At 61.4% G+C, this 4976-nt stretch carries 3 protein-coding genes and 1 pseudogene; all 4 read right to left on the bottom strand.

The window, feature by feature from the left end; genetic code table 11:
* Positions 1-1146 (bottom strand): annotated as a pseudogene (locus GXH28_RS15090) (hypothetical protein); the annotation flags it as partial.
* Between the two features lies 1 nt (position 1147).
* Positions 1148-2575 (bottom strand): phage portal protein, encoded by a 1428-nt coding sequence (locus GXH28_RS15085; protein ID WP_169239848.1) that lies wholly within the window; start codon positions 2573-2575, stop codon positions 1148-1150.
* A complete protein-coding gene (locus GXH28_RS15080) occupies positions 2572-2766 on the bottom strand; it encodes a hypothetical protein (protein WP_169239847.1) in 195 nt (64 codons plus the stop codon). Before GXH28_RS15080 ends, GXH28_RS15085 begins: the two co-directional genes overlap by 4 nt.
* Complete coding sequence (locus tag GXH28_RS15075) at positions 2763-4610, bottom strand: phage terminase large subunit family protein (RefSeq protein ID WP_206156878.1); 1848 nt, start codon at positions 4608-4610, stop codon at positions 2763-2765. Before GXH28_RS15075 ends, GXH28_RS15080 begins: the two co-directional genes overlap by 4 nt.
* Positions 4611-4976: the final 366 nt, after the last annotated feature.

Below are 4976 nucleotides of genomic sequence, written 5' to 3'. Positions count from 1 at the left end.
ATAGCGCGCCGGGTAGATTTGGCTCATAAGCGCATCGGTCATCGCCTCGATGCGCTTGTCCACCGCGTCTTGGGTGACTTGGGCAACTTGCCCCACCTGCGAGCGGGTGGGCGTGCGCTCGTAGCGCTTCGCAAGCGCGTCGAAGATAGCCGCACGGGCCTCCTCGACACTCGCACCACGCGCACAAAGAGACTCGGCAAACTCCTCGTCAAGGCCGGCAGCTTTGACCGCCTTGCGAATTTTTGCTTGCTCAGCCGCCACCTGCGCGCGCAGGGCGATGATATCAGGTTGTTCACGGGCCTCAGTCTGTTGACCCGCAGTCAGTTTGTCAGGCATATTTACCTCCTGATGTAATTCACGGGCCTCAGCCCGCATGAAATGCGATAAGATTGTTGCCTTAGGATCAGCCGGAATGGGTACAAGCGAGATCTCCATTGGTTCCCAATCGGTGGCTAGCCAGACACCCTCTGCCTGTTTTTCGCGTCGGTAAATCACCGCTCCCAGCGAAACATTGCGGATGATCCCGGATACCACATCGCGCCAGATCGGCTCGACCTCCTCGCGCTGACTAAAGCGCAATCGTGCGAGCAGCCGGCCATCAGCGATCCATGCTTGCTCTACCACGCCGATCTGGTTGCGCACACTAAAATTCGCGTGCGAATCGAGCACTGGAGCGCCAGTAAGTCTGCCAAGGCGCGCCTGGCCGTCAGATAACCCAAGCCGCAAGCTGTAGATCTCGCCCGTCCATGGATCGAGACGTTGCACCGTTTCTCCGCTGTAAGCGATCACGGTTACCGAACGGCTATCGGCATCGACCGTTTGGGGAGGAGCGAGCGCAGCCAGAGTCACATGTTCGCATCCTGACCTTTCAGCCTCTAGCGATTCGCTGATCTGTGTTGCGGCCTGTTTTGATTCATCAAAATGCTCGCGCACCCATTGCTTCGCCGTCTCTATCGTCCAGCCATCTTCTTTCGGGAAGCGCAGGGCCTGGATGGTAGTTTTGGTCTCGCCCTTCAGCCTACCGATAATGGCAAACACTCGCGGCTTGTCCTGTTTGAGCGTAATGGTGCGAAAACTGTCCTGCTCAAAATCATCAGGATCTCGGACACTGTGGCGAATTTCGCTTTCTGTCTCTTCCCATGGCATTTCAGATCTCCTTCTGCGCAGCACCGCCCTGAGTTACTCGGCGCGGATCACAATCTAGCACCACCCCAGCCGCATCCCACGCTCTATTAGTAGATGTAATCTCGGCTAACTGCTCGTCCGGATCGTACCCCATCTCGCTGACAGCTTCTCGCCATGTAATCAGGCCGCTGCGAATATTCATCTTGATGGCATCAGCTTCCTTAGCGGGATCAACCCACTCCCAGCGCGGCGGAGTCCACGTGACCGGCACGGGTCCGTCCACACCGAGATCACGCACAAACCTATCCCATACGGGCTGACATAGCTGTGGGATCAGCACCTGCCAACGGAACTGCTCGATCATGCGCCTGAACTCAAGCAATCCAGCGCGAATCGAGGAGTAATTCGTCTGACTAAGATCGCCGGTTAGCACCTCATATGGCATTCCAAGCCCTGCCGCGATAGCACGCAACTGATGCCGCACGTAATCGGAATAGCCTGATGACGGCTGCGGCGTGGCGAAGCGCACGTCCTCGCTATCGCCCAGATAGGTGATCATCCCAGGCTCAAACTGCTCAATACGCTGACCGCCCGCGTCCGTGCGCGCGGCGCCCAGTGTGCGCGCTGGGTCTCCGCCAATGACGAACGCCGCAAAGCAGGCCTCAATCTTCTTGCGCATCAGCTCGGCCTCCTCATAATCGTCGAGGTCGCGCATGCGCATCATGACTGGCGCTAACCATGGTGCGCCCCGTTCTTGCCCAGGCCTATCCTTGCGGTAAATATGCAGCACCTCGCTGGCTGGGACCAGCGAACTTGATGGCATCCCGGTTCCAGCCATGCGTTCTCCAGGATGCGAAGAATAGAGCCAATAGCCAACCCTGCGACCAACAAGATCGTATTGAATGCCATCTAGCATGTAGCCGGTCTCGGTGGGACCATTTTTATTCGCATCGAGGTAATCAGGCTCCAGTACCTGTAACTGCAATGGAGGCCAGATGCCATCCTCTCTTCGCCGCGGCCGAAATCTAACTAGGCACTCACCTGATTCCACAACCGCCCTAGCGACCAGTGTCTGGAGGCCATACCAGTCACACACTCCATCGGCATCACACACCTCAATCCAGCTATTCCAGGCCTGCGCAGCTTCGCGCACCGGCGTGCGCGCCACAATGCCAGTGCCTACGGCATTTTGCGAGATAGCCGCCACACACCGCGCGGCGTAGGAATTGTTCCTGACTAAGTCGCGGCTTCGATTGCGCAACCTGTCCGCGGCGCCTGCAATTTCCACATTCGGCCCGGTAGGAGGTGCAAGCCAGCCGCTAGTGCGTCTCGTCGACCTAGCCGCCTCGTAAGCAAAGCGCTCAGCAACCTGCATGCTCATCCGCGCATGCACTCTCCGATAGGCGCGCGCTGGAGAAAACCAGCCGATCACTTTGTCTAGCCAGTTCATCCTTTGCTATACTCCGCGTAACTGACTGACCTCTGTGATGACCGAGACAGCCTTTCGATCTCCTGATCGATCGCCGCAAGCGCGCGCTGGGCATCGGCATACTGAATACTTCGGTCACCAAACTGAATGCGCATGATGCCGATGCTCGCGAGGATCTCCTCGCGTTTTGCTTGCAACTCCTCAAGAGTCATCGCCTAAGCCAACCCTTCGGCCTGTCTCCAAGCCACGTGCCTGCCGGCATACTCTGCTGCAACCGAGGGCTCGCCAGCAGTGACAGCCTCTCAGCCTCGCGATCTAAGTGCACTCCATGATGCATTAGGCCGTGCAGGGCAGCATAAGCATACACCGCGCAGTCCAATGCTTCCGCCCTGCATCCCTTGCGCCGCTCCCACACCCTGACTGGCCGGCCGCGGCTGTAGGTGGTCTTAACAAACTCAGCATTGAGCTGCTCAAAATACTCCCGCTCCACAGTCACCGGAAAATGCATAGCGCCAGGCCCGTCCGACGTTCTAAGTCGTCCAATAATGGACGCCTTAAGCGAGTCAACGCCAATCACAAATAATCGCCCACGCTGAGATCTGCTTTGCCTGCGCGGCCACGCCGGCACGGAGCCGCCGGCGCCTTTGACCGCCCAAATCCTCCGGCCAGCCCGGGCGTCGCAAAACCGGGTCACGACTGCCGTGGCGTAGCCGGCGTCAATCGCCGCTGCGGCCACATGGAGCGCGCCCGCCCTCGGGTGTGGCCATGGCTGCGTGAGGTATCGGTCGAGTTCGAGCCACGGCCCCTGCTCGGGCCCGAGCGTAGGATCGCCCGGAATGATGCGGTGCTCGATCAGCCAGGATTCCTCACTGCGCCCCCAGCCCCACACCGAGCATTCGAGCCGGTCGTCTTGGACATCGACGCCTGCGGTCAGCAGCGCCACACCATCCGGTAGCTGTGGCCCGTAGTTCTCCCGGCGCGCCAGCAGCTCGTCCTCGCTGACCTGTCCGACGACTTGGTCGTCCCACAGCTCGGCGAGCGACGTGTTCACGAACGCCCGCAGGCGCTCCACGTTGCCTTGCGCCGCCAGCCACTCTGCCGCCAGCTCGCCCCAGGAGCGCCAAGGCGAGTAGAGCTCACTCAGGTGGAACCCCGCGATCGCGGAGCCCGGATTGCCTGGCTCCCACCGTCCCTGGGCGATCATGCGCGCCTTTTGGCTGTGGTGAATCAGCCGCTCACAGCTCGCACATCGGTACTGCGCTTCGCGCGGCTTGCCATCTGGCCACTCTACGCGGGCCCAGACCAGCCGCTGGAACTGTCCACAGTGCGGGCAAGGCACGTGGTACTCTCGCTGATCGCTCTCCAGCCACGCCTGCTCGATCCTGGAGGCGCCGCGCACGGTCGGCGAGCTTACCATCACGATCTTGCGATTCCAGAACGTTCTGGTCCGCGCAATGGCCAGCGTCGCCGGGTCACCCTCGGCGCCGGCCGAGGCCTCCCAGCGGTCGACCTCGTCCATCAGCAGGTAGCGGATCGGTCGAGACGCCAGGCCGGCCGGCGAATTGCTGCCTACGATCGTCAGGTGTCCGCCGACGAATCGGCGGTGGAAAATTGTGCTGCCCGCGTCGCGCGCCTTGGGGTCAGCCACCAGCCCGCGAAGGACCTCCATGTCCCGGACCATCGGAGAGATCCGGTCTTTGCTGAACGCTTCCGCCATTGACAACGTCGGCTGGACGACCAGGATCGGCCCCGGTTGGCAGGCGATGATATATGCGATTAGCGTCAGCAGCATCTCAGTCTTTCCGAGCTGGCTGCCCCACACGAGCACGACCCGCTCGTGCCGGCTGTGCGGGCTCAGTGCGTCCAGTACGTCCCGCTGGTATGGGAGCGTCGTCCAAGCGCCTGGCGCCGCGCTTGCCTCGCTGGACAGCCGCCGGTGGCGGTCCGCCCATTGCCAGAGGCTCACCCGCTCCGGCGGAAGCAACACCTGAGCCACGTCCGCCAGCAGGCTCGCCGCCGACGGCAACAATTCGAGCGCTGAGCGTCCGGAGCACATGGTCACAGACATCAGCCAGCACCGCCCTGGCCTCCGCAGCGTCCCTCACGCCGGCCAACTGCGGCGCCGCAGCCTCCGGGATGCGGAGCACTGCATCGCGCATCATGGCCGAGGCCTCCGCCCATGTCCGCTCCACATCGTCACGCCTCAGCAGCAGCTTCTGCCGCTCCGCGAGCTCCAGTTCGCGCAGGCCAGCGAGTGCTACTTCCTTCCGTCGCCGCGCTTCGTTCGCGCTGACCTTCGCCTCTAGGTCTGCCCTTGAGAATCTCGGCAACTCAGCCTATGCCCCTCACTTTTTGGGACTTGCAGCACGCTGGAGCTAGCTGCAAGTCCCAAAAAGTGAGGGGCATAGGCTGAGTTGCCGAG

Source organism: Candidatus Roseilinea sp. NK_OTU-006 (assembly GCF_012931985.1).
In the GTDB taxonomy this organism is placed as follows: Bacteria; Chloroflexota; Anaerolineae; order J036; family Brachytrichaceae; genus JAAFGM01.
The sequence above is the reverse complement of the archived record's forward strand: the minus strand, read 5'-3'. Positions and strand labels throughout refer to the sequence as shown.

Coding starts and splice junctions, on each gene's coding strand:
- GXH28_RS15080 (WP_169239847.1), bottom strand. CDS start 2,766: ATGACTCTTGAGGAGTTGCAAGCAAAACGCGAGGAGATCCTCGCGAGC.
- GXH28_RS15085 (WP_169239848.1), bottom strand. CDS start 2,575: ATGAACTGGCTAGACAAAGTGATCGGCTGGTTTTCTCCAGCGCGCGCC.
- GXH28_RS15075 (WP_206156878.1), bottom strand. CDS start 4,610: ATGTGCTCCGGACGCTCAGCGCTCGAATTGTTGCCGTCGGCGGCGAGC.